The organism is Rosistilla ulvae, assembly GCF_007741475.1.
GTDB classification, from domain to species: domain Bacteria; phylum Planctomycetota; class Planctomycetia; order Pirellulales; family Pirellulaceae; genus Rosistilla; species Rosistilla ulvae.
Window position 1 is genome coordinate 6,799,070 of record NZ_CP036261.1, and the last position, 23,200, is coordinate 6,822,269.

At 57.7% G+C, this 23,200-nt stretch carries 21 protein-coding genes; 15 read left to right on the forward strand and 6 right to left on the reverse strand.

The genetic code is table 11. The features are described 5' to 3' along the window. The first annotated feature begins 5 nt into the window (after window positions 1-5). Genes EC9_RS23960 through EC9_RS23980 form a run of 5 tightly spaced genes read left to right on the forward strand, consistent with a single transcriptional unit; the run spans window position 6 to window position 9,565 of the window. Window positions 6-479 carry an ExbD/TolR family protein gene (locus EC9_RS23960; RefSeq protein ID WP_145348547.1) on the forward strand — a complete coding sequence of 158 codons (474 nt, stop codon included), beginning with the start codon at window positions 6-8 and terminating at the stop codon, window positions 477-479. Window positions 480-491: 12 nt separating this feature from the next. Next, window positions 492-1,229 (forward strand): biopolymer transporter ExbD, encoded by a 738-nt coding sequence (locus EC9_RS23965; RefSeq protein ID WP_218934390.1) that lies wholly within the window; start codon window positions 492-494, stop codon window positions 1,227-1,229. Window positions 1,230-1,232: 3 nt separating this feature from the next. Continuing rightward, complete coding sequence (locus EC9_RS23970; RefSeq protein WP_145348548.1) at window positions 1,233-4,643, forward strand: outer membrane protein assembly factor BamB family protein; 3,411 nt, start codon at window positions 1,233-1,235, stop codon at window positions 4,641-4,643. Window positions 4,644-4,693: 50 nt separating this feature from the next. Continuing rightward, entirely contained in the window at window positions 4,694-7,072 is a 2,379-nt protein-coding gene (locus EC9_RS23975; protein ID WP_246105849.1) for an ABC transporter substrate-binding protein, read from the forward strand. A gap of 3 nt (window positions 7,073-7,075) precedes the next feature. Then, entirely contained in the window at window positions 7,076-9,565 is a 2,490-nt protein-coding gene (locus tag EC9_RS23980) for a hypothetical protein (protein WP_145348549.1), read from the forward strand. Window positions 9,566-9,594: 29 nt separating this feature from the next. Here the strand turns inward: EC9_RS23980 and EC9_RS23985 are convergent, their stop codons facing one another. After that, a complete protein-coding gene (locus EC9_RS23985; protein ID WP_145348550.1) occupies window positions 9,595-10,284 on the reverse strand; it encodes an ABC transporter ATP-binding protein in 690 nt (229 codons plus the stop codon). Window positions 10,285-10,735: 451 nt separating this feature from the next. On the opposite strand from EC9_RS23985, the gene EC9_RS23990 reads away from it, so the two are divergent. After that, window positions 10,736-11,089, forward strand: a complete 354-nt coding sequence (locus EC9_RS23990) for a DUF4870 domain-containing protein (protein ID WP_218934391.1) — start codon at window positions 10,736-10,738, stop codon at window positions 11,087-11,089. Between the two features lie 14 nt (window positions 11,090-11,103). On the opposite strand, the gene EC9_RS23995 is transcribed toward EC9_RS23990, so the two are convergent. Further along, the gene (locus EC9_RS23995; protein ID WP_218934392.1) at window positions 11,104-12,342 is read right to left on the reverse strand and encodes an outer membrane protein assembly factor BamB family protein; all 1,239 of its coding nucleotides are present in this window, start codon (window positions 12,340-12,342) and stop codon (window positions 11,104-11,106) included. Between the two features lie 196 nt (window positions 12,343-12,538). Between EC9_RS23995 and EC9_RS24000 the strand changes: the two genes are divergently transcribed. From EC9_RS24000 to EC9_RS24015, 4 genes are all read left to right on the forward strand, one after another. Then, window positions 12,539-14,077, forward strand: coding sequence for a sulfatase family protein (locus tag EC9_RS24000; RefSeq protein WP_145348551.1), 1,539 nt, complete (start codon window positions 12,539-12,541; stop codon window positions 14,075-14,077). 119 nt (window positions 14,078-14,196) lie between these two features. Further along, on the forward strand, window positions 14,197-14,439 hold the full coding sequence (locus EC9_RS24005; protein WP_145348552.1) for a ribbon-helix-helix domain-containing protein: 243 nt from the start codon (window positions 14,197-14,199) through the stop codon (window positions 14,437-14,439). Beyond that, on the forward strand, window positions 14,440-14,724 hold the full coding sequence (locus EC9_RS24010; RefSeq protein WP_145348553.1) for a type II toxin-antitoxin system RelE/ParE family toxin: 285 nt from the start codon (window positions 14,440-14,442) through the stop codon (window positions 14,722-14,724). Window positions 14,725-14,945: 221 nt separating this feature from the next. Next, a complete protein-coding gene (locus EC9_RS24015) occupies window positions 14,946-15,200 on the forward strand; it encodes a hypothetical protein (protein WP_145348554.1) in 255 nt (84 codons plus the stop codon). Here the strand turns inward: EC9_RS24015 and EC9_RS24020 are convergent. The 4 genes from EC9_RS24020 to EC9_RS24035 form a co-directional block, all read right to left on the reverse strand. After that, on the reverse strand, window positions 15,180-15,374 hold the full coding sequence (locus EC9_RS24020; RefSeq protein ID WP_145348555.1) for a type II toxin-antitoxin system HicA family toxin: 195 nt from the start codon (window positions 15,372-15,374) through the stop codon (window positions 15,180-15,182). The genes EC9_RS24015 and EC9_RS24020 overlap by 21 nt on opposite strands. Beyond that, window positions 15,371-15,586, reverse strand: a complete 216-nt coding sequence (locus EC9_RS24025; protein ID WP_218934869.1) for a type II toxin-antitoxin system HicB family antitoxin — start codon at window positions 15,584-15,586, stop codon at window positions 15,371-15,373. Before EC9_RS24025 ends, EC9_RS24020 begins: the two co-directional genes overlap by 4 nt. 220 nt (window positions 15,587-15,806) lie before the next feature. Continuing rightward, the gene (locus EC9_RS24030; protein WP_145348556.1) at window positions 15,807-16,814 is read right to left on the reverse strand and encodes a thioredoxin domain-containing protein; all 1,008 of its coding nucleotides are present in this window, start codon (window positions 16,812-16,814) and stop codon (window positions 15,807-15,809) included. Beyond that, complete coding sequence (locus tag EC9_RS24035; RefSeq protein ID WP_145348557.1) at window positions 16,811-17,674, reverse strand: sigma-70 family RNA polymerase sigma factor; 864 nt, start codon at window positions 17,672-17,674, stop codon at window positions 16,811-16,813. The genes EC9_RS24030 and EC9_RS24035 overlap by 4 nt, the downstream gene beginning before the upstream one ends. Before the next feature lie 212 nt (window positions 17,675-17,886). Between EC9_RS24035 and EC9_RS24040 the strand changes: the two genes are divergently transcribed. Genes EC9_RS24040 through EC9_RS24060 form a run of 5 tightly spaced genes read left to right on the forward strand, consistent with a single transcriptional unit; the run spans window position 17,887 to window position 23,195 of the window. After that, the gene (locus EC9_RS24040; protein ID WP_145348558.1) at window positions 17,887-19,257 is read left to right on the forward strand and encodes an NAD(P)/FAD-dependent oxidoreductase; all 1,371 of its coding nucleotides are present in this window, start codon (window positions 17,887-17,889) and stop codon (window positions 19,255-19,257) included. Then, window positions 19,254-20,111 carry a DUF1365 domain-containing protein gene (locus EC9_RS24045; protein WP_145348559.1) on the forward strand — a complete coding sequence of 286 codons (858 nt, stop codon included), beginning with the start codon at window positions 19,254-19,256 and terminating at the stop codon, window positions 20,109-20,111. The genes EC9_RS24040 and EC9_RS24045 overlap by 4 nt, the downstream gene beginning before the upstream one ends. After that, window positions 20,108-21,349 carry an SAM-dependent methyltransferase gene (locus EC9_RS24050; RefSeq protein ID WP_145348560.1) on the forward strand — a complete coding sequence of 414 codons (1,242 nt, stop codon included), beginning with the start codon at window positions 20,108-20,110 and terminating at the stop codon, window positions 21,347-21,349. Before EC9_RS24045 ends, EC9_RS24050 begins: the two co-directional genes overlap by 4 nt. After that, complete coding sequence (locus tag EC9_RS24055) at window positions 21,328-22,404, forward strand: SAM-dependent methyltransferase (protein WP_246105850.1); 1,077 nt, start codon at window positions 21,328-21,330, stop codon at window positions 22,402-22,404. The genes EC9_RS24050 and EC9_RS24055 overlap by 22 nt, the downstream gene beginning before the upstream one ends. Next, on the forward strand, window positions 22,401-23,195 hold the full coding sequence (locus tag EC9_RS24060; protein ID WP_246105851.1) for a DUF1295 domain-containing protein: 795 nt from the start codon (window positions 22,401-22,403) through the stop codon (window positions 23,193-23,195). Before EC9_RS24055 ends, EC9_RS24060 begins: the two co-directional genes overlap by 4 nt. The last annotated feature ends 5 nt before the right edge of the window (window positions 23,196-23,200 follow it).

Here is a 23,200-nt window from a genome sequence, read left to right on the forward strand (position 1 = left end):
TTTCCATGTCAACAGCGGCTCCGATCGATGATATCGAAGACGACGCGCCGATCATGGCTCCGAAACGGACCGATGATGAGGAGATGGACATCACGCCGATGATCGACATCACCTTCCTGCTGCTGATCTTCTTTGTCGTCTGCTCCAAAATGGATCCCTCGCAAACCACCAACCTGCCGCTAGCCGACAACGGCTTGGCGATCTCGGCAAAAGATTCCGCCGTGGTCAAAATGAAGCGAGGGACGGGGGAAACGGCGGAACTGCAATCCAACGATGGCGTCACGTTCTCCAGCGATCCGGCGGCTCAACAAGAAGCGATCATGCGGTACATCACCCGCGAGCGGGAATCCGGCAAAGCCAAGATCATGCTGATGTGTGAAAAAGATGTCCGCAGCGGCGAGGTGACCCGGGTGCAGAAGATGCTGGGCGATGCTTTCCCCGAAGTCGAGACAACGTATATCGCGGTCAAAGAGGAATAGGGATCTGATTTGATGAGCAACATCTGTCCGCAGTGCGGCTTCCAAACGCAAGGCACCCGCTGCGAAAGCTGTGGAGCCGCGATTCCGCCCGTCGACGCGATCCCTGTCGATGCGGATCCGGCGGCGGTCGAACCGACCGAAACCGAAGCGTTGGACGACGGTGCCCAAGCCGTGGAGGCTGAGGCCACCGAAACCGCGGCGACGGAAACGCAATCCTCCATCGAGACCACTGCCACCGCCCACCATCACGGTCATGCGATGGCCGAAGCGGTCAACGCGACGAATTTTGGCATCGAGGAAGAGGTCGTCCCCGACGACCTCGAGATGAAAGGCAAGATCCGCGACGATTCGGAATTGGACATGACGCCGATGGTCGACGTAACCTTCCTGTTGCTGATTTTTTTCATGGTCACCGCTTCGTTCAGTTTGCAGAAATCGATCACGATGCCGCGCGAACAAAGCGAAGCCCCCAGCACCAATCAGCAGGATGAACCGGAGGAAGAGATCGATCTGGTAACGGTCCAGATCGATGAATTCAATTCCTTTACGGTGCTGGCAGCCGACTGGGAACGCGAGGTTCCCGGCAAACAAAATTTGATCCGAGCACTCAAAGAAGCGAAACCCGAATCGGAAGCTCGATTGAAGATCGAGGTCCATGAAGACGCGGTGATCGAGGCGGTGGTCGACGCGATGGACGCCGGAGCGGAAGTCGGATTCTCCGAGATCCAGAAATCTGAGGTAAAAGGATAGTTGATGTCACAGTCTGTGCTCGCTCGCGAATTGATCGCCCTGATTGAACGCCGGGGTCTGTTGGACCAAGAGATCGTCGATGCCCTGAACCAACAGATGCAGGAGGGTGGTGCGCGAGTAACTCCCGAAGCGGTCGCCAAACTGCTGGTCGACAACGGACACCTGACCCGATACCAAGCCACAAAATTGATCGGCGAACTGCGGTCCGAACAATACGAAGAGGACTCGCAAGAGCCCGAAGCTGCCGAAATCGCCGACGAACCCGAACTGATGCTCGACGATGCGAGCGAGCTTGGGATGGACGTCGAACCGATCGAGGTGGAAGCGATTGAAGTCGAGGCGATCGAGCCGGAAGCTGTCGAAGCCAAAACCGTTAGCGCCGAAGCTGTCGAAGCCGAAGCGGTTCCCAACGGCGATAGCGATACCCAAAGCACGCGTCCCAAATCCGGAACGCGCCGCACCGGCACACGTAAACGCAAAGCGTCGAATGAACCCGAAAAAAGCAAATGGGATTCATTTAAGATCTACGGCGTGGCCGGAGCGATCCTGGCCTGCCTGCCGTTGGGTTGGTTCTTCTGGAACTACATCAACAAAGGGAACGCCGCCGAATACATGGAGCGGGCCAACGGTTTCTACGCGCAAGAAAACTACACCGGCGCCAAACAAACCTATCAGGATTTCTTAGACAACTTCGGCGAAGAGACCGAGGATTCGTCCAAGGCACGCGTCCGGATCGCCATGGCGCAACTGTATCAAACGATGCAGAACTCGACCGATCCGGAAAAGTTCCTCACAACAGCATCCACCCTGCTGCCGTCGATCATCAACGAGCAAGCGCTCGGCGAAAACCGCGCCGACTTGGCGGGGTTATTGGTCGATGTCGCTGAAAAGTTTGTCGGCCAGGCGGACAAGACGACCAACGCGGATGAAAAAGAACAGATCATCGGCCAGTTGGACCAACAGATGGAGCTGATCGCCGAACCGAGCTATGTTTCGACCGAACTGCGTGAGAGCCTCGGCAAACGCCTGGCGATCATCGAAGAGGACCGTCTGCGAGTCAACCGCGACATCAGCCGCGATCGCAAGCTGGCCGATACGATCGCGACGATGAAAAAGGCGTTGGAGGCGAAGGATACCAAGAGTGCGTACGCGGCGCGAAAGAACATCATTCGCGAGTACCCGCGTCTGCATGACGAACCGCAAATGAACGAACTGGTCTTGGAAGCCAGCAAGATCCAACAGGAATTGGTCAAAACCGGTGTCGCTGAACTGAAGGTTTCGACCGAGGAACTGGAGACCAAAATTCGCAAGTCGATCGTGCTGGCCAACCAAGCCGGCCGAACGCTGAACGAACTGGGAGATCTGGTCTACTTTGTCCGCGTCGGCGGATCGGTCCAAGCGCTCAAAGCAGCCGACGGTTCGCTGTTGTGGCGGCGATTTGTCGGATATCGCGACGAACATCCACCGACCGCGCTAGGCGAAACACCCGAAGACGGCGTGCTGTTGTCCGATGGTTCCCAATTGGAAGTCCAACGACTCTCGGGCGCCGATGGCAAATTGCAATGGCGCGCCGCGATCGGTGAAACATTCACTCGCCCGATCGTCGCCGACGACACGATCAATTTCAGCACCCACTCGGGCAAGGTCGCTTCGATCGACTCGGCGACCGGCAAGACGCAATGGGTTTCGCAACTGCCGCAAGCCTTGGAGGTCAGCCCTGGAACCGAGAACCGCAAGGGACTGTCGGTCTCTTATGTGCCGGGCGACCACAGCAATCTGTATGTGCTGGACCATCGCAACGGCAACTGTCTGGAATCCTACTATGTTGGCCATCAAGAAAAATCGATCCGCGTTCCGCCAACGTACCTGTTGAACCACGTCTTTGTCTTCGAAAACAAGACCAGCGATTACTGCTTGATGCACGTGCTGCAAACGGACAAACGAGGGCATGAACTAAAGAAAGCGCAAGCCAGTTTCCGACTGACCGGCAATGTGTTGGTCGCTCCCCAAATCGAAGGTCGACGGTTGATCGTCGTCACCAACCTGGGACAGATCTCGGTCTTCGAAGTGGAACCAACCGCGGAGACCAACAAGGTCAGCATGGTCGCCGAACAGGTCCCTTCCTACAGCGAACCGACGCTGACTCAAATGGCGATCGATCGATCGCAGATGTGGGTCACCGGCAGCCAGATCATGCGGTTCGATTTGCAGATCAACACGGGGCGCGTGATTCCTGGCGAAGTGAAATACGCAGGTGACATTTTCACCGCCCAGCCGAAATTGATTGGGAATGCTTTGATCCACGCTCGCGTGGTCAGCGGCACCAAAGGGATTCGCGTCACCGCGGTGGAACCGAAGACGATGGAGGTCTTCTGGCAAACCGATCTGGGCGTGCCAACGGCGTTTGTCGCCAACGATGGATCGGTCCTGCACGCAGCGACATCCCAAGGGGCGTTGTACGAGATCGACGCCGCTTCGATCGCTTCGGGAGCGACCAAAAAACCGGTCGAAAACCCAGGCGGCCAGGGACACGGAATCCAGTTCGTCTCGCCGATCTCGTTTGGCGAAAACACCAAGATCATGGTCAACCAAACCAAACCAGACCAGATCGCTGTCTACGATCCATCGCGTGAAAAACAGAAACTGCGACTGGTCAAGTTGGCGTTGCCCGACGGTCGTCCCACCGCCGATCCATTGGTCGTCGGCAAGGGCCTGTTGATGCCACAAGACAGCGGCCGAATTGCGATGATGGATTGGCAGAGCGGGCGGATGCTGTCCAACCCGTTCCAACCTTCGCTGAAGCCAAACGAAAAGGTGACATGGACATCGATGGCCTCGCTGCCAAGCGATCCCGAACAGGTAATCTTTGGCGATAATCGCAAGAAACTGTACCGGGTCCGCGCCGGGGATCAAATCCGCCAACTTTCCGACAGCGAGGTCCAACGGAAACTGCTTGGCCCGCTAACGATCGTCGACGATCAAGTCCTGGCGATCGCATCGGGCCCGTCGGCCGACATGCTGCTGACATTTGATTCCAACAGCCTCAAATCAAACTCGGAACTGCTGCTTGCCGGACGCGCCACCTGGGGCCCAAAAACGATCGGTGCCGTCGCGGTCGTTGCCACCGACAACCAAAAACTGACAGCTTACGATGCCGCCGGCAAAGCGGCTTGGGCAATCGATCTTCCGAAAGGAAAACCGGTTGGCGATCCAGTGGTAAACGGTGACTCGCTGCTGATTGCTGGCGAACAGGGCTGGGTCCTGCGACTCGACCTCAGCAGTGGCGAATTGCTGGGCACCACCGATATCGGCCAACCACTCTCGGGAACGCCGATTGCGTTTGGCAGCGTGATCGTCGTCCCTGGTGCCGAGGGAATCGTATTTGCCATCGATCCCCCGGACAACGCAAAATGAATTGACCTCAACGCCCACCACGCCGTTCGTTTAATGCTTCGCTGGAACTCATGGATCAGAAATTCAATATGATGCCAACCTGCAACCTGATCGACACGCGAAGCCGTCTCACCTTGGGGTGGACGCTGTGTCTGTGTGTCGCCGCGTCGATCTGGTGCAGCCCTGTGGCACTCGGCCAAAACGATGCCCAAGGCCCAGTCCCCAGCGGTATGGAACTGTTGGATGTCGAACCGTTCGACATCGTTCGCTTCACCGAAAAAGCGGGGGGAGGTGCCGTTCGCACGCTGCTGTTCAACTTTCCCAACCGCAAGCTTCCCGTCAATCCAAAGGGGAAGCTGGTGATGAGCCTTGTCGGTTTGGAGGGAAACAAATACGAAGCGGCCTGGAAAGACATCGAAACGATCGAACTTTGGGAAAAGCGGCTGCAGGCCGAAGTTCAAAAGATGATCGCTGCAAAACGTTTCGACGACGCCTACCCGTTGTTGGCGATCCTGTTGCGCGATTACCCGCAGATCGAGGGACTGGATCAATTGCGGGCCGATTACATGTATCGCAACGCAGCCGACGCGATGAAACAAGGCCAATACAAACAGACCTTGGCAATGTTGGAATCGCTCCGCCAACACGACCCGACCTTTAACACCCAGATCGTGCTTCGCGTGATCGGTGCGGTGACCGACAAATTGATCCAAGAACTGGTCGACAAGGGACAACTGGAATACGCTCAAAAGCTGCACGCCCGCCTAGAAAACGACTACCGCGACACCAGTCTTTCGTCGATCGAGAAATGGTCCGAGATCTTCCTGAAGATGGCGACGGAAAAGCGTGCCGCGGCGCTGGCCGCTCGCGAACGTGGCGACATGCGGGCCGCACGCGCACTGTCGCGGGAAAGCTATGCGATCTGGCCACGGATCGAAGGGGGCAAGGCGCTGATTACGAAGATCGATTCGGAATATCCGCTGGTCAATGTTGGTGTCCTGCAAACGGCGACCGTCTTCGACCCGACGCGGATCGACAACTGGTCCGCTCGCCGCGCCGGACGATTGCTGTATCGGACGCTGTTTGAGATCAGCGGCGCCGGTCCCGAGGGGGGCGAATACGACTTTCTGTTTGGCGACCTCGAGATCAGCGACGATCGTAAAGAACTTTATTTCGATATCGACCTCAACGATCTTCCGCCCACATTGGCGACGGCAAATTCGTTTAACGTCTCTGAATTGTTGATGAACCGCGCGCGTCCCGATCACCCCGACTACTCGGCCCCCTGGGCGGCGTTGTTAGACCGGATCGAGATCCCCACGCTGACCAAGATCACCGCCTATCTGAATCGCCCGCACGTCGTCCCGCACGCGCTGCTGCAGCGGAAGATCGACGGTGGGGTTTTTGAAGGCAAACCTGGGTCGCCAACCGGCGCGTACCGCTTCGACGTCCAAGAAGAGGGCGTTACCCGTTTCGTCTACACCGGAAAGGACCTCTCGGCCAGCCAACCGCGAGAGATCGTCGAAATTGAACTGGCCGATTCCAGCGATGCCGTGTCGGGCCTGCTGCGTGGCGAACTGGACGTCGTCGACCAACTGTTCCCCGCCGACGCCAACCGCTTGCGGCAAGACCCACGTGTCAACGTCGTCAATTACCCGCTTCCTTCGGTCCACATGCTGGTCCCTTGTTCGGACCATCACTTCTTGGCCGATCGAACGTTCCGTCGCGCCCTGCTGTACGCGATCGATCGCGATACGATCCTCAGCGGCGAACTGCTGGCGAATAAATCGGTGCAGGGTTGCCAAGTGCTGTCGGGACCATTTCCCGCCGGGATCGAATTAAACGATCCGCTGGCCTACGCGTACGACGAATCGATCCAACCGCGCCCCTACGAACCGCGACTGGGCAATCTGTTGATCACGATGGCCAAACAGCAGGCAGCGGCATTGGCCAAACGCAATAAAGAAAAACCGCCGGAACTGAAACCGATCCGGATTGGGTACCCCGCCACCGACATCGCCAACGTCGCTTGCGAGGCGATCAAGACGCAATTGTCGCTGCTGAGCGAATTGGAAGTCGAAACGGTCAAGCTGCCTCCTGGGCAAACCTGGCCCGAGCCCGGTCAGTGCGATTTGGTCTACGTGATGGCAAGCGTTTGGGAACCGGTGGCCGACGCCCGCCGGATCGTCGGCCCCGATGGACTGGCCAAATCGGACAGCCAATTGGTTGGCATGGGGTTGCGAATGTTGGAAATGTCCAAAAACTGGAAAGATGTCCGCGACGGCTTGCGCGAACTCCACCGCATCTCGCATCACGAATTGCCCGTCCTGCCGCTGTGGCAATTGGTCGATTCGTATGCCTTCCGCAAGGACATCCGCGGTATCGGCCGCAGCAACGTCACGCTCTACCAATCGTTGGACAATTGGCGTCTCTCCTCGAGCACGAAATAACGCATGCGATCTCTGGTGAACTGTATCGTCCGAATCTCCTGTCTCCCATGGCTGGCCGTGCTGGCCTGCGCCGCGATCGCGGAAAACCCGTTGCCGTGGGACTTCAAGCCGTATCGCGTTGTCGTCTGGATCGTCGCCGATGATCCGATGGCGCTCGACATGCCCGACTTGATCCACAGCCTGGACGAATCGTTCTACAAATCCCCCGGAGCCGCCTGGAGCCCGGTCGTCGAAGAACCACCACAAGAGATCCATTCGATCCTGTATCGCAACTTTGAATCGCTGCAATACGACGACATCGCCGCCCGCGATTATGTCTTGGCAATGAAGCGGAACCATCTATTTGCCTCGTCGGTGCGGTCGATCGCAACGGCCGGTGACAAGCTGGAACAGATCCCCGGCGATCCAGTGGCCATCGAGACGATGTCCAAAGCGGCCGACCAAATTCCCAAAGCAAACTGGAACCGGTTCCTCGATTCGTTAACCTTCGAAAGTCCCGAGCGTCTTCGAATCGCCGCAGCCGCTCAAGATGGATCCGATGTCGCGATCTACTTCGACCAAACATTCATCGCTCGATTAAAGAACGCGCTCGATGAAAACGCCCCGCGACTTCGCAGCGCGGCCGAAAAGTACAAGGAATCGCTCCCGACCGCCTCCCCCACCGAAGCCCAACGACTGAACAAGATCATCGCCGAAAGCGAGGCCTGGGCGGCGATCAGCGAGATGACGACGCTGACTGAAGAACAGGAGCTGATCCTGAAGCTCAGCGAGACTCAGGAGATCACGATCCCGACCGACATCATCCTGCAACCGATCCGGGCGGCGCTAGAACAGCGGCAACCGTGGGCGGAGTTCGTGAAACAATGGAAGATCGACGAAGACGACAACCTGCACATGCTGCTTCCCGGCACGCAGACGTTCCTGCCGCTCCCCAACCGCGTCTTCAAAGACTTCTATCTCAAAACGGCGCGTCCCGATGGGATCAAGACACCCGACGGTGCGGTCGGGATCGACAAGCAGGATGAATTTGTCAACCAACAGATCCTAATCGATCAATTGCGCGAGATGATCGTCGAGGGAAACGGCTGGACCAAGTTTGCGACCCGACTGGTGGCGCAGCCCGAGGGGGTCCTGTTCCTGGAATCGCAGTGGGCGGTCGGCGAAGAAGAGGAAGTCTACGAGGCGGCTCGCAAAGCGAAGAAAAAGATCGTCAACAACGACCTGATGGACGCGATGATCCTGCCTCGCGGGATCGCTTTGAACCTGCAGCCCGAAGCAAAAATCATCGACCCCAAAATACCTGGGGCCGTCGCACCGATGATCGAATCGCCCGACAAAGTTTTTGTCGTCCGAATTCGCACCGAAGCGACCCCGATGGAAGTCACCGTTCGCGAACTCGATTGCCCAATGCGTTTGATGGGTCCCATGGTCGACGCCACCGCGATCGATCAACGGACGCTGGGCGATGCGATCGCCCGCGCCACGTTGAAGGCGTTTTCGCCGATCGTGCGTCTGGACAACGTTGGAAAAAAGACGGCCACCGGACGCGTCCGGGCGGGTGGGCTGTTGATGATCGAAAACGCCGAAGGGGAACTGGTCCTCGACGAATCCTCCCCTGCAGCGATCAAACCGGGCGATCTGTTGCAACCCGTGATCCGCCGCATCGATCGCTTTGGCAACCCGGTCATGCTGGAGATCGTCGATTTCGCTTACCTGAAGGCGACCAAACTGGACAAGGCCAAGATCGATATGGACGCGTACGCCGGTCGCGTCGGCACGCTGCAAGGTCGATCCGATCGCCGGACCACGCGAACGGCAATGAAGATCCGTCCGTACTTGGACGAAACGGTGGTCCGTTTGCACGCCCAACGTGAGCCCGACGTGCCGCTGATCGGGTACGACATCTTCAGCAAGGAATTGGAATCGCGCGAAATGGAACTGATTGGCCGCACCGACTGGGACGGCCGGATTTGGTTGAAGAAGAGCGACCAGCCGCTGCTGTTGCTGTATGTCAAAAACGGCCGATCCGTCCTGGCACGACTCCCCGTCGTCCCCGGACAATCCGAGATGGAAGTTGCCGATATCCCCGGCGACGATATCCGCCTGCGAGCCGAAGCGTATCTCAAAGGCGTGGAGAATCAAATCGTCGACCTGGTCGCGATCCGCACGCTGCTGGCGGCAAGAATCCGGATCAAGCTGGAGAAAGGGGATCTAAAATCGGCTCAAGACCTGTTTCGGTCGCTCAAGGAACAACCCAGTTACACCTTGATCGCCGACGACATGGACTTCCAATCGACGATCATCCAATCCGACAGCAAGTACCAAAATGCGTCGATCCGAAAGATGTTTGGCCGCACGCGGGAACTGTTGAAGGAACATATCTCCGATGCGTTGATCACCGAACTGCAGCGCGACCTGATCGCCGCGGAAAAAGGGGAACCGCTCCCCTCCAAAGCCAAAGCAGCTGCCGAAGCGACAGCGGATGCCAAATAGCTGGGAAACCAGCCCGCAGCGCGTTGCTGTCAGGCGCTGCTTCGATCGACAGCCTGCAGCCCACCATCGATCAATTCGTAGCGTTGCTGCATCAGGTCGGCCAGTTGCATGCTGTGCGTGACGACGATCAACATCGCGTTTTCTTGCTTCTGCAAATCGACCAGCAACCGCCCCACGGTTTCGGCGGTATTGCGATCGAGGTTGCCGGTCGGTTCGTCGGCCAGAACAAGCGTTGGTTCGCACAGCAGAGCCCGCGCGACCGCGACGCGTTCGCGCTCGCCGCCGGAAAGCTCACTCGGCCGATGCTCCAAGCGACCGCTTAACCCCACGCGATCCAGAAGCTCCCCGGCCCGTTGAACCCTCGCCGCCGACGGCTTGCCGTGAGCTAGCGACGGGACCAGCACGTTTTCGATCACCGACAACTGTGGCAGCAGATGATGCTCTTGAAAGATGAAACCGATCCGCTCGTTGCGAAAGCGTGCAATCGCTTCCTCATCCAACGCGTAGGGGTCGACACCGTCCAGCTTCACACTGCCCGAAGTCGGCCGATCGAGCGAACCGAGAATGTGCAGCAGCGTGCTTTTCCCCGACCCGCTGGGGCCGATGATCGCCGCGTTTTCTCCCGCCGCCAATTGCAGCGAAACATCCCGCAATACGACCAACGGATCGGTGCGTGTTTCGTATTCTTTGCAGACCTGTTCAACAACCAGCTTACTCATCGATGACTCTCGCGGCGCGTTGGGATTGCGTTTCGCTAACGGCTGATTCGTATCCGCTCCAGCCTCGCGGGCTGCCGGCCAATCTTGCAAGCAGTCCATGCAGGTCATCCTACCGAGAATCGAGCCCATTGCTAGTGAGCCCGTTGCAGAACGCACCGGGGAGAATCACTGTTTCAATTTGGAGCGTCTCCGAAAATGGTAACCCGACACGTTAGCGAAGAATTCACCCGATGCCTCGCTTACGCGTCGAACTATCAAGAGTGCCTAACCCCAAACACTCAATGGCCTTGGTCGAACGACAAGCCCGGCATCGGATCGCGGTCGTCGCGTGATATAATCCGCCCCCGCGGTCCCAAGATCCAGCTCGAGGTGACGAATAACCGTGGTCGACCACCCGCTCACCGCGTTGTATCGACGGTTCAGTAAAAATTAAGGCACAGGAGCGAAGTCCATGAATGCAAATACGATCGCCATGGCATGTCATTTATGTGGACTGTTGGGCTACCTGGCCAATGGTCTGGGGAGCATCTTCGGGCCGTTGATCGTGTGGATCTTGAAGAAGGATGAGATGCCGTTTGTCGACGCGCACGGCAAGGAGGCGTTGAACTTCAACATCTCGGTGATGCTGTATGGTATCGCTCTGGTCGTCGTCACTTTCCTGACCTTTGGCTTTGGGATGTTTTTGACAGTTCCGCTGGGCCTAGGGTTGGTCGTCTTCCACGTCTACTTTGCAATCCGAGCCGCCCTGGCTGCGAACGAGGGAGAGATGTATCGCTATCCCTTCACGCTGCGACTGTTGAAGTAAGTGACGTCCGACCGTTACTTCTCGATCCGGTACAGGTGCGATTGCGTGCGGATGATCATGCTCTTGCCGACGACTGCCGGCGAGGCGCAGATCGTTTCGGGCAGCTTGTTCTCGGCCAGCAGTTTGAACTTGTCGCTCGCCTCAAAAACGGGGCAATCGCCATCTTTGTTGAAACCGTAGATGCGACCGTCGGCGTACAGCGGCGAGGCCCAGAAGTCGCCTCCTAACCGATGCTTCCAGATCTGATCGCCTGTCTTGGCGTCCAGACAGATCGCGATTCCATCGTCGGTGATCGCAAACATCAGGTCGTCGACGATGATCTGCGAGCCGCGTTTGGGCATCCCGCGCCCCTTGCCCCAGACGATGTGGGAATCGGTGACGTCGCCGTCGCCGCCGGGCCGAACGGCGATCAACCCAAGATCTCCCGCCCCACCGGTGATGTAGACCATCTCGTGAGCGAACAGCGGACGCGGGGCCGCGTTCATCCCGCCGTGATAGACCTTCCACAACTCCTTGCCGGTCTCGGGATCGTAAGCGATTGTGGCGACAGCGCCGGGGCTGATCATCTCCGCTCGGCCTTCGTGTTGGATGATCAGGGCCGTGCTGTACGCCTTCTTGTGATCGCCGTTGTCGGTGCCGTATTCGATGTTGCGATCGACCTGCCACGCCGTCTCGCCGGTCTGTTTGTCAAACGCGATCACAAATTGGTTGTCGTATCCGTCGTAGGCGACGATCAACAGGTTGCCATGCACGATCGGCGACGATCCGGGAGCACGCCAGTGGTTGCAGACCAGGTCGCGTCGCTCCCAGATCTTGGCACCTTTGGCCGTATCGACACACGCGGTTCCGTAGCTGCCGAAGTGGACGTACAGTCGGCCCGCTTCGACGACCGGGGTTGGCGAGGCGTAGCTGTTTTGCGGATGGCAGTAACGCGGTTCGGCGTTTTCGAACAGCGGCACATCGTGCACGACTTTGCCGCTTTCGAAATCGACGCAGACCGCCGACATCTGCTTGCCATCTTCGGATGCCGTTGTCATCCAGATTTGATCGTCCCAAACGACCGGCGAAGACCAACCCTTGCCGTGAATGGGCGTCTTCCAGACGACGTTTTCGGTATCGCTCCAGGTGATCGGCAGCCCTGTCGCCGCGGTCTTGCCGTCGCCATCGGGACCGCGGAACTGGTTCCAGTTCGGTTGTTCGGAAACCGCAGTGCTGGCCAGCAACAGAACAATCAACGCAGCAATAGACTTCACAAAGCACCTCGGCAGGAGTCGAACACGGTTTGGGGGGATCGTTGAGATTAAACCATGATTGTCAACGTGGCAACTCACAACCCAATCGTGTGAATTACGGCTGGGAATTGACCGGGCACGGCTGAGCAATAAAACTGGGGGCTGCCGATTTTGGTCCCCACCTCACCCCCAAGACCTTCAGCCAACCGGGATTCCCATGTTCTCGAGCCTTCCTTCAATCCTGTCGTCGGGAAATCGCCGCCGCACGCGCCAGTCGCGGGCGATTGCGAAATGTTCCCCAACGATCGCAACACCGCTGATCTTGGCGATCTGTCTGTTGGTCGGCGGAGCGTCATCGCAGCGCGTCGCCGCGGCGGAGCGTTTGCCCAACGTGGTCGTGATCTTCATCGACGACATGGGATACGAAGACATCGGTCCGTTTGGTGCCGATGGGATCGAGACGCCGAACCTCGATGCGATGGCCCAGCAAGGGCGTCGGTTTACCGATTTTGTTGTTTCATCGGCTGTCTGTTCGGCGTCGCGCGCGGCGCTAATAACCGGATGTTACAACCGGCGGTTGGGAATCAGTGGCGCGTTTGGACCAGGATCCAAAGTGGGGCTGAATCCCGATGAGATGACGATCGCAGAACTCTGTAAACAAAAGGACTACGCAACTGCGATCTATGGCAAGTGGCACCTGGGACATTTGAAACCCTTCCTGCCGCTGCAACATGGCTTTGACGAGTACTTCGGTCTGCCCTACAGCAACGACATGTGGCCCTACCATCCCGACGTTTTACATCTGCCGATGGAACAACGCGTGAAACGCTGGCCACATCTGCCGTTGATCGAAGGGAACGAAACGATCAACTCGCAGGTCAGTGGCGAAGATCAGGCTCAACTGACGACGCAGTACACCGAGCGAGCGGTTTCGTTTATCGAACGCAACAAAGAGAAGCCCTTCTTTTTGTACGTGCCTCACAGCATGGTCCACGTCCCCCTGTACGTTTCGGAAAAGTTCAAAGGGAGAAGCAAGCGTGGGCTGTTCGGCGATGTCGTGATGGAAGTCGATTGGTCGGTTGGTCAGATCAACGCGGCGTTGAAGAAGAACGGCATCGAAGACGATACCCTCGTGATCTTCACCTCCGACAACGGCCCCTGGTTGTCGTACGGCGATCACGCCGGCGTGACGAGCCTCCGCGAAGGGAAGGGAACGATGTTCGAGGGAGGCTACCGCGTGCCAACGCTGATGAAATGGCCCGGCAAGATTCCTGCGGGGACGACCTGCGATCAATTGGCATCGACGATCGACATCCTGCCGACAGTCGCACATTTGATCGGAGCCGAATTGCCCGAGCACAAGATCGATGGCAAGGACATCACGCCGCTGATGTTCGAAGCGGAGGGGCAAGCGAAATCGCCTCACGAAGCGTTCTACTGTTACTACAGTGGTGGCGAACTGCACGCGGTTCGCAACGATCGTTGGAAGCTGCACTTTCCCCATCGCTACCGAACGCTTGCCGGCAAGCCGGGAGGAACCGAGGGTCTGCCGACGAACTACCAGCAGACGAAGATCGGTCTCGAGCTGTTCGACCTCGACAACGACGTCAACGAAACGACCAACGTGATCGATCAGCATCCCGAAGTCGTGGCGATGTTGAAGCAACACGCCGAAGCCGCTCGCAGCGACCTCGGCGACAAACTGACCAAGCGCCCGCCCACCGGAGCACGTTCACCAGGCCGCGTCGACAAATAGGCTTGAGGATTTGGTAGTACCAAGCGGATTCTGTCAAATCGAATCTCGGTGGCGTAGAATCAAGGATGCCGAGTGAGAAACCACATTCAGTCTCCTGGTCTCAACAGCAAAGGTTTGGAATGAACATCGAACTACCACGCGAAGCAATGCAGTTTGTTGAGGGGCTCGTCGCCTCCGGCGAATACGATTCGGCAAATGAGGCCGTTGTCGATGGCGTGCGATTGTTGATGGGCCGGCAACAGTTGCGATCTGACATCCAGAAGGGGATTGCTGAACTGGATGCGGGGTTGGGCATAAACGGCGACGAAGTGTTTGCCAGCTTAAAAGAACGCGCAAGGGCCGCCATCGAAAAGGCCACTTGAATGGCGACGTTAGTCGTTTCGCCATCGGCGCAGCAAGATTTGACCGACATCTTCGATTACATCGCAAGAGACAAGCCTGTCGCGGCCGCGATGTGGATTGAGAAGGTTGAGCAAAAGTGCAGACGGATTGCGGCAACGCCAGATGTCGGAGAAGCCCGACCGGAGTATGGTAGCGACATTCGCAGTAGCATCATTGGGCGGTACGTTATTTTCCATCGAACGATCGTTGGCGGGATCGAAGTCGTGCGTGTGATCGCAGGCGATCGTGACATTCGGTCAATCTGAAGTTTGACGCCTGGAATCCCGAGGCGATCGGGAACGCGAATGGAACCGTCCGCGATGTTGCCGGCTTGGATCGACTTCCGCCGGCCTGATTTCCTTGTGGACTCGAGGGAAGATGTCCAGCTAGACTAGGTTAGAAGGTTTCGGTGGGGAACCGATAGGCTTGTTCAAATCAAGCGTGGGCGACGGAGACGGAACAAAGAGCTGGTGGGAGGAAAGAAAAGATGTCCACAGACAGTCGAGCGAGCATTCCTAGAATCGTGAAAGATGGTGTGGTTGTTCCGCAATCACGCCAGCCGTTGGCTGAAGGGACGCATGTTGAGATCATGGTCGAGCCGGAATCTATTCCGGCGGATTTGCGTGCCGAGATGCAAGCGTGGGATCAAGCTAGCGATGAAGCGTGGGCAATGATCGAAAAACGGGAGGCAGAGGAACTAAAAAGCTCCGCGATGAATTCATCAGGGGCTGCGCGGTTCTGAAATTCCAAGATCACGGCAGATCTTACGCGCTAGTTGATCGGATATTTCGCGGTGCCGAGGAATTGCAGAACGCGCGCCGGTGTCCACATTTGCCCACCAAGAATGCTTGCCACCCTCGCGGATCAGAGCACAGCCACAGTCAACGAGGTGTCGGATAAGATCGCGACGTTTCACGGCTGAATCGCCACCTCTTCATATGATTCGCCTGCAGCTCTTCGAGCGTCTTCGCGATTCAATTCGATCGCCTCCGCCAGCGCATCGCGTAGGTTCGCTATCAACTCATCCCGAGTTGCACCTTGTGAATTGACGCCTGGAATCTCCTCGATCCAGCCGATCCACCATTGGCCATCACGGCGAATTACTGCATTGAAGTTGGGAGTCAGCATGCAAATTCCTTCGAACGGGGATTCAGTTTTGCCCTGTGCGGGGCGATAGGGATCGCAGTAAAGAGTCTCTTATAACGATTGTCGTGCTTTGGGCTTACGCAGGCAAGCGACTATTCGTTAGTTCGATGGTGTCCTGTTATCGATGCTTCCCCGGATGCCGGAAGAACGCTATGCAAATTTTTTCCCTGAATCACTTGGGAATCCGCTCGCCTGCGTACGCCTATGCGGAGACTGCGGGAGGCGATTGTTCGATCTGGCGGGCGAAGTCGACGTAGTTGGTGCGATCCGACGCGAGTTCGTGGCGGATGCCGTCGAGGATCATCCCGCAGTGATACAGATAGACTCCCGGCATCTGAAAACTGTTCCCTTGGATCGCGCCGATCCCATGGCCGTTGACGACTCCATAGATCAAGCCTCGCAGCCAGACTCGCAGTCCAAACAGTTGCGAGAAGCCGCCGAGCTCCAGCCCAAACTGACGGTACAGCCGACACGAAGGGTCGGAGATCCTGGGGACATCGTCGACATCATATCGACGAAAGACTTCGGTCGCTTGAGCGTCTTCGGGTCCCAGGTGGACGAACAGCAACCGACATCCGGTCGCTTCGATCAACGCCCGTTGCAGCGAGATATCGGCCAACGTCTGCCGGCAAAAAGTACAACCGGCATGACGCAGGAAGACGATCATTTGCGGGTTGGCGTCGGCGAGTTCGTTTAAACTTTTGCCGGTGTTGGTTCGCAGATCATCCATCGGATCGTCGGCTTCCGGTTCACTGTGCGCCGAATCGACGGCGTGCGCGGTGTGCGCCGATTCCCACAGAATCAACGCCAACGGAACGATCCAAATCAGATCGTTCGTGAGCACGGTCCAACCGATCGCCATAGGAACCGCACCAGTTGAAAACGCCAGCGCGAATCCCGTGGCTGTGAAGATTTTTCCCATCAACCCGATCGCCAGCAGCAGCCAGTGCCCGGTCGGGTTTCGCGACGCGATGCCACACCCGATTCCAAACAGCCCGACGAGCAAGCCGATGTATTGCCAAAGGGTGATCGCCAAGCCGTCGCCGTCGGTCCCCAGCCAGCCGAGCATCGTCGCGGGCATCATGATCGCCAGCGCACCCCAGGCGAGATGGTAGACGGCAGCAACGCACAGCGCATACTGCATCCAGCCGCGTGGCTTGTAGGCGGGATTGATCGAATCCCGATCGATGGGAACGTCTGCGTATGTCATGGACCGTCTTGTTGAAGAATGGATTCCAGCGGCTCAGCAATTTTTGCCAGCTTTTCGATACTACTGTTCAGGAGCTGTCGGACGCGTTCTTTACTGATCCCCAAATCGTCGCCGATCGCCCGCATCGACAACCCTTTGCCCGAAGCGTTCAGCCCAAACCGGCGGCGGACAATTTCCTGTTCGCGATCGTCCAGCACGCGATCGAAGCTGGCGATCAGTTTCTTCATCGCTTTGGCTGCGTCCTCGCAAGCCGCTTCGTCAGCATAGGGGGACGCTTCGATTTGTAGGATCTGGTCGTTGCCGTCGGCCGTTTGCCGGTCGCGAGCCTTCCGTGTCTTCTGCAGCAACCTGTAAGTGTGTCGTTGAATCGCGTGAGTCGCATACGTGCTGAATCGATAGCCCCGGGAGTAATCAAACTTGTCGATTGCGTTTAATAAGATCGCATTGGCTTCAGCCAGAAACTCGTCGAAATCGTCTTGCGAGTTCGAAAGTTTTCGAACGATCGAAGCGGCTAACCGAAGGTTTGCACAAGCGATCTGGTCGCGTGTCTGATTCGCTTCGCAGAGCAGCCGATCGATCTCCTGTTGAGCCCGCTTGGCAGCTCGGCCGCGCCCCAGCGAAGCTTGTAAGGCGTTGGCTCGGAATCGCAGGAAGTTCAACCGCTTGAATAAAAAACGTTCCCCTTCGACCGTCAACAGACGGGACGCTTCGATCGCCATCAGAAACGCTTCGGCATCGCGGCGGCTGCGTCCGAAATCCTCTTCGTCGGCATACAACTGACCATCGATCTCGGCAAAGTCTTGTTCGGACGCCGTATCAAAGTCTTCGTTCGGGATGTAGGCGATTTCTGTACGGCCCAAGTCGATTGCCAGTGCGTGGGTTGATGTAGTGGTGAGAGTCGCCCGACTCTCGACCCCGCATCCTTTATAGCGTCACCCATTGGGTTGACCACAAAATTAAAGCGTTTCTCGCCGGGAGAAAGAATTTCATTGGTCAATCCAGCGGTTCGCTCTACAAACACGTGGGTGGCCGCAGCATCGCGTGACGCCAGCAAATCTCAGCGGAGTTGAATGTGCGAATCGCCATCGTCGGATCGGGAGTCTCGGGACTTGTTGCAGCGCGAATGCTCTCCGCGATCCACGATGTTGTCGTCTTCGAAGCCGACTGGCGACTGGGCGGCCACGTCAACACGCAGACCGTCGAAATCGAAACGGCGGAGTCCGGCCGACAGCGGCACGCGATCGACACCGGGTTCATCGTCTGCAACGACCGCACCTACCCCAGCTTCACACGCATCCTTCGCGATCTGGACGTCCCGACCGACCCGACTTCGATGAGTTTCAGCGTCTGTTGCGATCGGACCGGGCTGGAATACAACGGGACCTCGCTCAACGGCGTCTTCGCCCAGCGGCGAAATCTGCTGCGGCCCTCCTTCTTGCGGATGCTTCGCGACATTTTGCGGTTCAATCGCGAAGGGCCTCAGCATCTCGAAACGGTCACCGAAAGCGAAACGGTCGGCCAGTTCCTCGCCCAGCATCGCTACTCTCATGAGTTTGCTCAGCAGTATCTGTTGCCGATGGGAGCGGCGATTTGGTCCTGTCCCTGCGCCGACTTCGCCAATTTTCCGATCCGCTTCATCTTGGAGTTCTATGTCAATCACGGCCTGTTGAGCTTGCGAGACCGGCCGACGTGGCAGGTGATCCGCGGCGGATCGATGCGATATGTGGAGCGGTTGGTCGAACCGTTCCGCCGCAATATTCGATTGGCCTGCCCCGTCGAATCGGTTGTCCGCCAAGCCGATGGCGTGCGCGTGAACTTTCGCGGAGGTGAGGAGATCTTCGATGAGATCGTTTTCGCTTGCCACAGCGATCAAGCTTTGCGATTACTGGCCGATGCCGATTCGCTGGAGAGGGAACTGCTGTCGGCGTTTCCCTACAGCGAGAACTCCGCGGTCCTGCACACCGACGAGCGCGTGCTGCCGAAGCGGCGCCGCGCGTGGGCCAGTTGGAATTACCATCTCCCGAAAACGCAAGTCGATCGACCGACGTTGACCTACAACATGAATCTGTTGCAGCACATCGATTCGGAGCAGACTTTTTGTGTCACGTTAAACGAAGATCAACGGATCGCGGAGGAGAAGGTCATCGCTCGGTTCAAGTATTCGCATCCGCTGTTCACAGTTCAACGCGCGGCGGTTCAAAAGCGACACCGCGAAGTGATTCGCCGCCGCAAGACTTCGTTCTGCGGAGCTTATTGGCGGAACGGGTTTCACGAAGATGGAGTGGTCAGCGGTTTGGCGGTTTGCCGTGAGTTTGGTATTCCCGATTGGTCGCTGCAGACCAAACAGCGTCTGCCCGAGTCGACGGCGACTGGACAGCGAACCGTCACGTCGCGGGTGCCGTCATCGCCAGAAACCGCGGCTAGTGGAGGAACGGCATCATGAGTACATCGGCCATCATTCCAAGCGACGTTTCGCTGGCAAGCAAACTCGACGGCGAGTTTGCAGCGGAGGAATCAAGCGAATCGTCGCCGCCGGCTCGCGTCAGCTGTCTCTATTTCGGCACGATCCGCCACCGTCGCTTTGTACCCGTCGGGCATCAGTTCTGCTATTCGTTGTTCTTGGCGCTGATCGATCTGGACGAAGTCGATTCGCTGTTTCGATTCCCCTTGTTCTGCAGCACATCGCGTTTCAGTCTGCTCCGTTTTCGCCGCAGCGACTACATGGGCGATCCCGAGCGTCCGCTGGCCGATTGCATCCGCGAATTGGTTCAACAACAGGTCGGGCTGACAATCACCGGGCCGATCCGCTTGCTGACCCATCTGCGATTCTTCGGTCTGTCGTTTAATCCCGTCTCGTTCTACTTCTGCTACCACGCCGACGGTCGACGGTTGCAAGCGATCGTTGCCGAAGTCACCAACACGCCGTGGGGCGAGCGGCATTGTTATGTGATTCCGTGCGATGGCGCTTCACGAATCCACCGCCACCAGAGTCGCAAAGTGTTCCACGTCTCGCCCTTCATGCCGATGCAGATGATGTATCGCTGGCGAATCTCCACGCCGGCCCAGCAGTTGTCAGTACAGATCGAAAACTTCGACCAAGCGACGCAAGTTTTTGATGCAACGCTACAGCTGAAACGCCAACCGTTTTCCTACCGCCGGTTGGTCTGGGCCGTCGTCCGTTTTCCTTTGATGACCTTCCAAGTGGTCGCAGCGATCTATTGGCAAGCGTTGCGATTGTGGTGGAAAAAAGTTCCGTTTGTCCCGCATCCAGGCCGCCAACGCGAGGGATCTCGATGAGTACGACTGCAACCACGCTTCCACACCCCGCGGCCCCGTCGCTCTCCTGGCTGCAGCGGTCCGCCCGCGGCAAGCTGATCGATTGGCTGTCGACCGCCGACGGCGGAGTCGTTCGATTTTCGGACAGCCGTCAGCGGCGAGTGCTCGGAACCGCGGACGAGGATGGTTTGCAGGCGAGTCTCGATGTTCGCACGCCCGAGTTCTATTCTCAATTGGCAACCGGCGGATCGCTGGGTTTTGCCGAATCGTACCTCCGCAATCACTGGCAGACCGATGACCTAACGACGTTGTTGCGGATCCTCTATCGCAACGATTGCCAAACGACTGGCGACACGTCGTGGATCGCCAAGCTGACTCGTGGACTCGCGTCGTTTTCCCATCGACTGGCCAGCAACACGTTGCACGGTAGTCGTCGAAACATCGCGGCCCACTACGATTTGAGCAACGAATTTTTCGACTTGTTCCTCGATTCGACGGGGATGTATTCCTCGGCCTACTTTGCCGAGGATACGTTTTCGCTGCATGAGGCGTCCGAGGCCAAGCTGCAACGGATCTGCGAGAAACTCGATCTACAGCCGCAGGATCATGTGCTGGAGATCGGCACCGGTTGGGGCGGCTTTGCGTTGCATGCGGCCCAGAACTATGACGTTCGATTAACGACGACAACGATCTCATCGGCTCAGTACCAAAAAGCTGGCCAGCGATTTGAAGCGGCCGGGATCGCCGATCGAGTCGAACTGCTCGACAGCGACTATCGCGATCTCGTCGGCAGCTACGACAAACTGGTTTCGATCGAGATGATCGAAGCGGTGGGCGAGCGTTTCCTGAAGACTTATTTCCAACGCTGCGGCAGCCTGTTGAAGCCGGGTGGCCGGTTTGTGTTGCAGGGGATCGTGATGCCCGAATCGCGTTACGACGCCTACCGCCGCGGCGCCGACTTTATTCAAAAGTACATCTTTCCGGGCGGCTTCCTTCCCTCCGTGGCTGCGATGCAACAGGCGGTTGGCCAGACGACGGATCTGCGGCTGCATACGGTCGAGGATCTCTCGCCGCATTACGCTCGCACGTTGCACGCCTGGCGGCAGCGGTTCATGCGGCGACTGGATGATGTGCGACGGCTTGGCTTCGATGATCGTTTTATTCGGATGTGGGAGTACTATTTGTGTTATTGCGAAGCGGCGTTCAGCGAACAAGCGGTTCGGGTTGTTCAAGTTGTGTGGGACAAGCCGAAGCGATAGATCCGGCGATCGACGAGAACACGCTGCAATCGTTCTTCGGGTTTTTTATGAGGAAAGCGGAAGCCGGCTGGTTGCCCGATCCGCTGCTGCGGGCTGGCATCCGGCGACTGTTGCGCACGCGGCTGCGCGACCTTCACGCGTCGAGCGAGGATGCCGATTGCGAAGCCTTTCTGCGGGCAACGCGTCCGCAACCGATCGCCGTGGTGCCGGAGAAGGCAAACGATCAGCATTACGAAGTCCCGGCGGAGTTCTTTCGGCAGGTGTTGGGGCCGCGGTTGAAGTACAGTTGCTGCCGCTGGACCGAAGGCATTCTTTCACTGCAGCAGGCGGAGGAGCAATCGCTGCGGGAGACGTGCGAGAACGCTCAATTAGAAGATGGCATGAGCATCTTGGAGCTTGGGTGTGGATGGGGATCGCTGTCGCTATGGATGGCGGAACATTATCCGAACAGCCAGATCACTGCGGTTTCAAATTCCCATTCGCAGCGTGAATTCATCACCGCCCGAGCCCACGAGGCGGGGCTCACGAATTTGGAAGTGCTGACTGTCGACATGAATCACTTTCACCCGACCGATCGGTTCGACCGCGTCGTCTCGGTCGAGATGTTTGAACACATGCGGAACCACAGCAAATTGATGAACCGGATCCACGACTGGCTAGTCCCCGACGGGAAGTTGTTTGTGCATATCTTCTGCCACAAACAGACGCCTTATCTTTTCCGGTCCGACGGCGAGCAGAATTGGATGGGACGCTACTTCTTCACCGGCGGGATGATGCCCAGCGAGAATCTGCTGGAAAACGTCGGCTCGCGACTGACCTTGGTCTCCAAGTGGCGGTGGAGCGGCATGCACTATGCGAAGACAAGTCGCGCGTGGCTGGAGAATCACGACCGTTGCAGCGAGTCGCTGTTGCAAATGATGAAGCTAACGTACGGCGATGACCAAGCGATCATGTGGCAGAATCGCTGGCGAATGTTTTTTATGGCGTGTGAAGAGTTGTTCGCCTACGACGGCGGCAATGAGTGGTTCGTTTCCCATTATCTGTTCCAGCGATGAGCACTCCCTTGTTGAACGTCATGCTCCCCTGTGCCGCCGCGATCACCTGTCTGATGCTCGCGATCTGGATACTGAGTCTCTGGCGGCGCGACGCCAGCATCGTCGATATCGGCTGGGGCCTCGGCTTTGTGCTGGTCGCTTGGACGGCGTACGGCATCGCCGATCGCGATTCGGCCGATTGGCTGTTGCCCGCGCTGACAACGCTCTGGGGCCTGCGACTCAGCGGCTACCTGTTCTGGCGGAACCATGGTCAACCGGAAGACTATCGCTATCGGGCGATGCGGGAGAAGTGGGGATCGGCCTTTCGCTGGATCAGTCTGCTGACAGTCTTTGGCCTGCAGGGTGTGGTGATGTTTATTGTTGCGTTGCCGATTCAAATCGGAACCGCACTGGCCGGTCGGGATCTGGTCTGGCTCAAAATCATCGGCGTGATCGTCTGGGCTGCCGGTCTCTGCTTTGAGTCGGTTGGTGACTGGCAGCTGGCGCGTTTCAAAGCCGCCCAGGGCAACGCGGGGCAAGTGCTCGACAGCGGCTTGTGGCGCTACACGCGGCACCCGAACTATTTTGGCGACGTCCTGGTTTGGTGGGGCCTGTTTCTGGTCAGCTGCTCTCTGACAGCCGCTTGGTGGACGGTGATCGCTCCGTTGTTAATGTCGGTGCTGCTGATGCGCGTCTCGGGAGTGACATTACTGGAGACGAAGTTGTCGACGTCGAAGCCGGGCTACGCCGACTACGTCGCCCGGACCAACGCCTTTTTCCCCGGCCCCGTGAAGACAACCGCCAGGGCTTAGAATTT

Excerpts from the sequence above, each read along its gene's own strand:
- EC9_RS23960 (WP_145348547.1), top strand. The coding sequence starts at position 6 with ATGTCAACAGCGGCTCCGATCGATGATATCGAAGACGACGCGCCGATC.
- EC9_RS23965 (WP_218934390.1), top strand. The coding sequence starts at position 492 with ATGAGCAACATCTGTCCGCAGTGCGGCTTCCAAACGCAAGGCACCCGC.
- EC9_RS23970 (WP_145348548.1), top strand. The coding sequence starts at position 1,233 with ATGTCACAGTCTGTGCTCGCTCGCGAATTGATCGCCCTGATTGAACGC.
- EC9_RS23975 (WP_246105849.1), top strand. The coding sequence starts at position 4,694 with ATGGATCAGAAATTCAATATGATGCCAACCTGCAACCTGATCGACACG.
- EC9_RS23980 (WP_145348549.1), top strand. The coding sequence starts at position 7,076 with ATGCGATCTCTGGTGAACTGTATCGTCCGAATCTCCTGTCTCCCATGG.
- EC9_RS23985 (WP_145348550.1), bottom strand. The coding sequence starts at position 10,284 with ATGAGTAAGCTGGTTGTTGAACAGGTCTGCAAAGAATACGAAACACGC.
- EC9_RS23990 (WP_218934391.1), top strand. The coding sequence starts at position 10,736 with ATGAATGCAAATACGATCGCCATGGCATGTCATTTATGTGGACTGTTG.
- EC9_RS24000 (WP_145348551.1), top strand. The coding sequence starts at position 12,539 with ATGTTCTCGAGCCTTCCTTCAATCCTGTCGTCGGGAAATCGCCGCCGC.
- EC9_RS24005 (WP_145348552.1), top strand. The coding sequence starts at position 14,197 with ATGAACATCGAACTACCACGCGAAGCAATGCAGTTTGTTGAGGGGCTC.
- EC9_RS24010 (WP_145348553.1), top strand. The coding sequence starts at position 14,440 with ATGGCGACGTTAGTCGTTTCGCCATCGGCGCAGCAAGATTTGACCGAC.
- EC9_RS24015 (WP_145348554.1), top strand. The coding sequence starts at position 14,946 with ATGTCCACAGACAGTCGAGCGAGCATTCCTAGAATCGTGAAAGATGGT.
- EC9_RS24025 (WP_218934869.1), bottom strand. The coding sequence starts at position 15,586 with ATGCTGACTCCCAACTTCAATGCAGTAATTCGCCGTGATGGCCAATGG.
- EC9_RS24030 (WP_145348556.1), bottom strand. The coding sequence starts at position 16,814 with ATGACATACGCAGACGTTCCCATCGATCGGGATTCGATCAATCCCGCC.
- EC9_RS24045 (WP_145348559.1), top strand. The coding sequence starts at position 19,254 with ATGAGTACATCGGCCATCATTCCAAGCGACGTTTCGCTGGCAAGCAAA.
- EC9_RS24050 (WP_145348560.1), top strand. The coding sequence starts at position 20,108 with ATGAGTACGACTGCAACCACGCTTCCACACCCCGCGGCCCCGTCGCTC.
- EC9_RS24060 (WP_246105851.1), top strand. The coding sequence starts at position 22,401 with ATGAGCACTCCCTTGTTGAACGTCATGCTCCCCTGTGCCGCCGCGATC.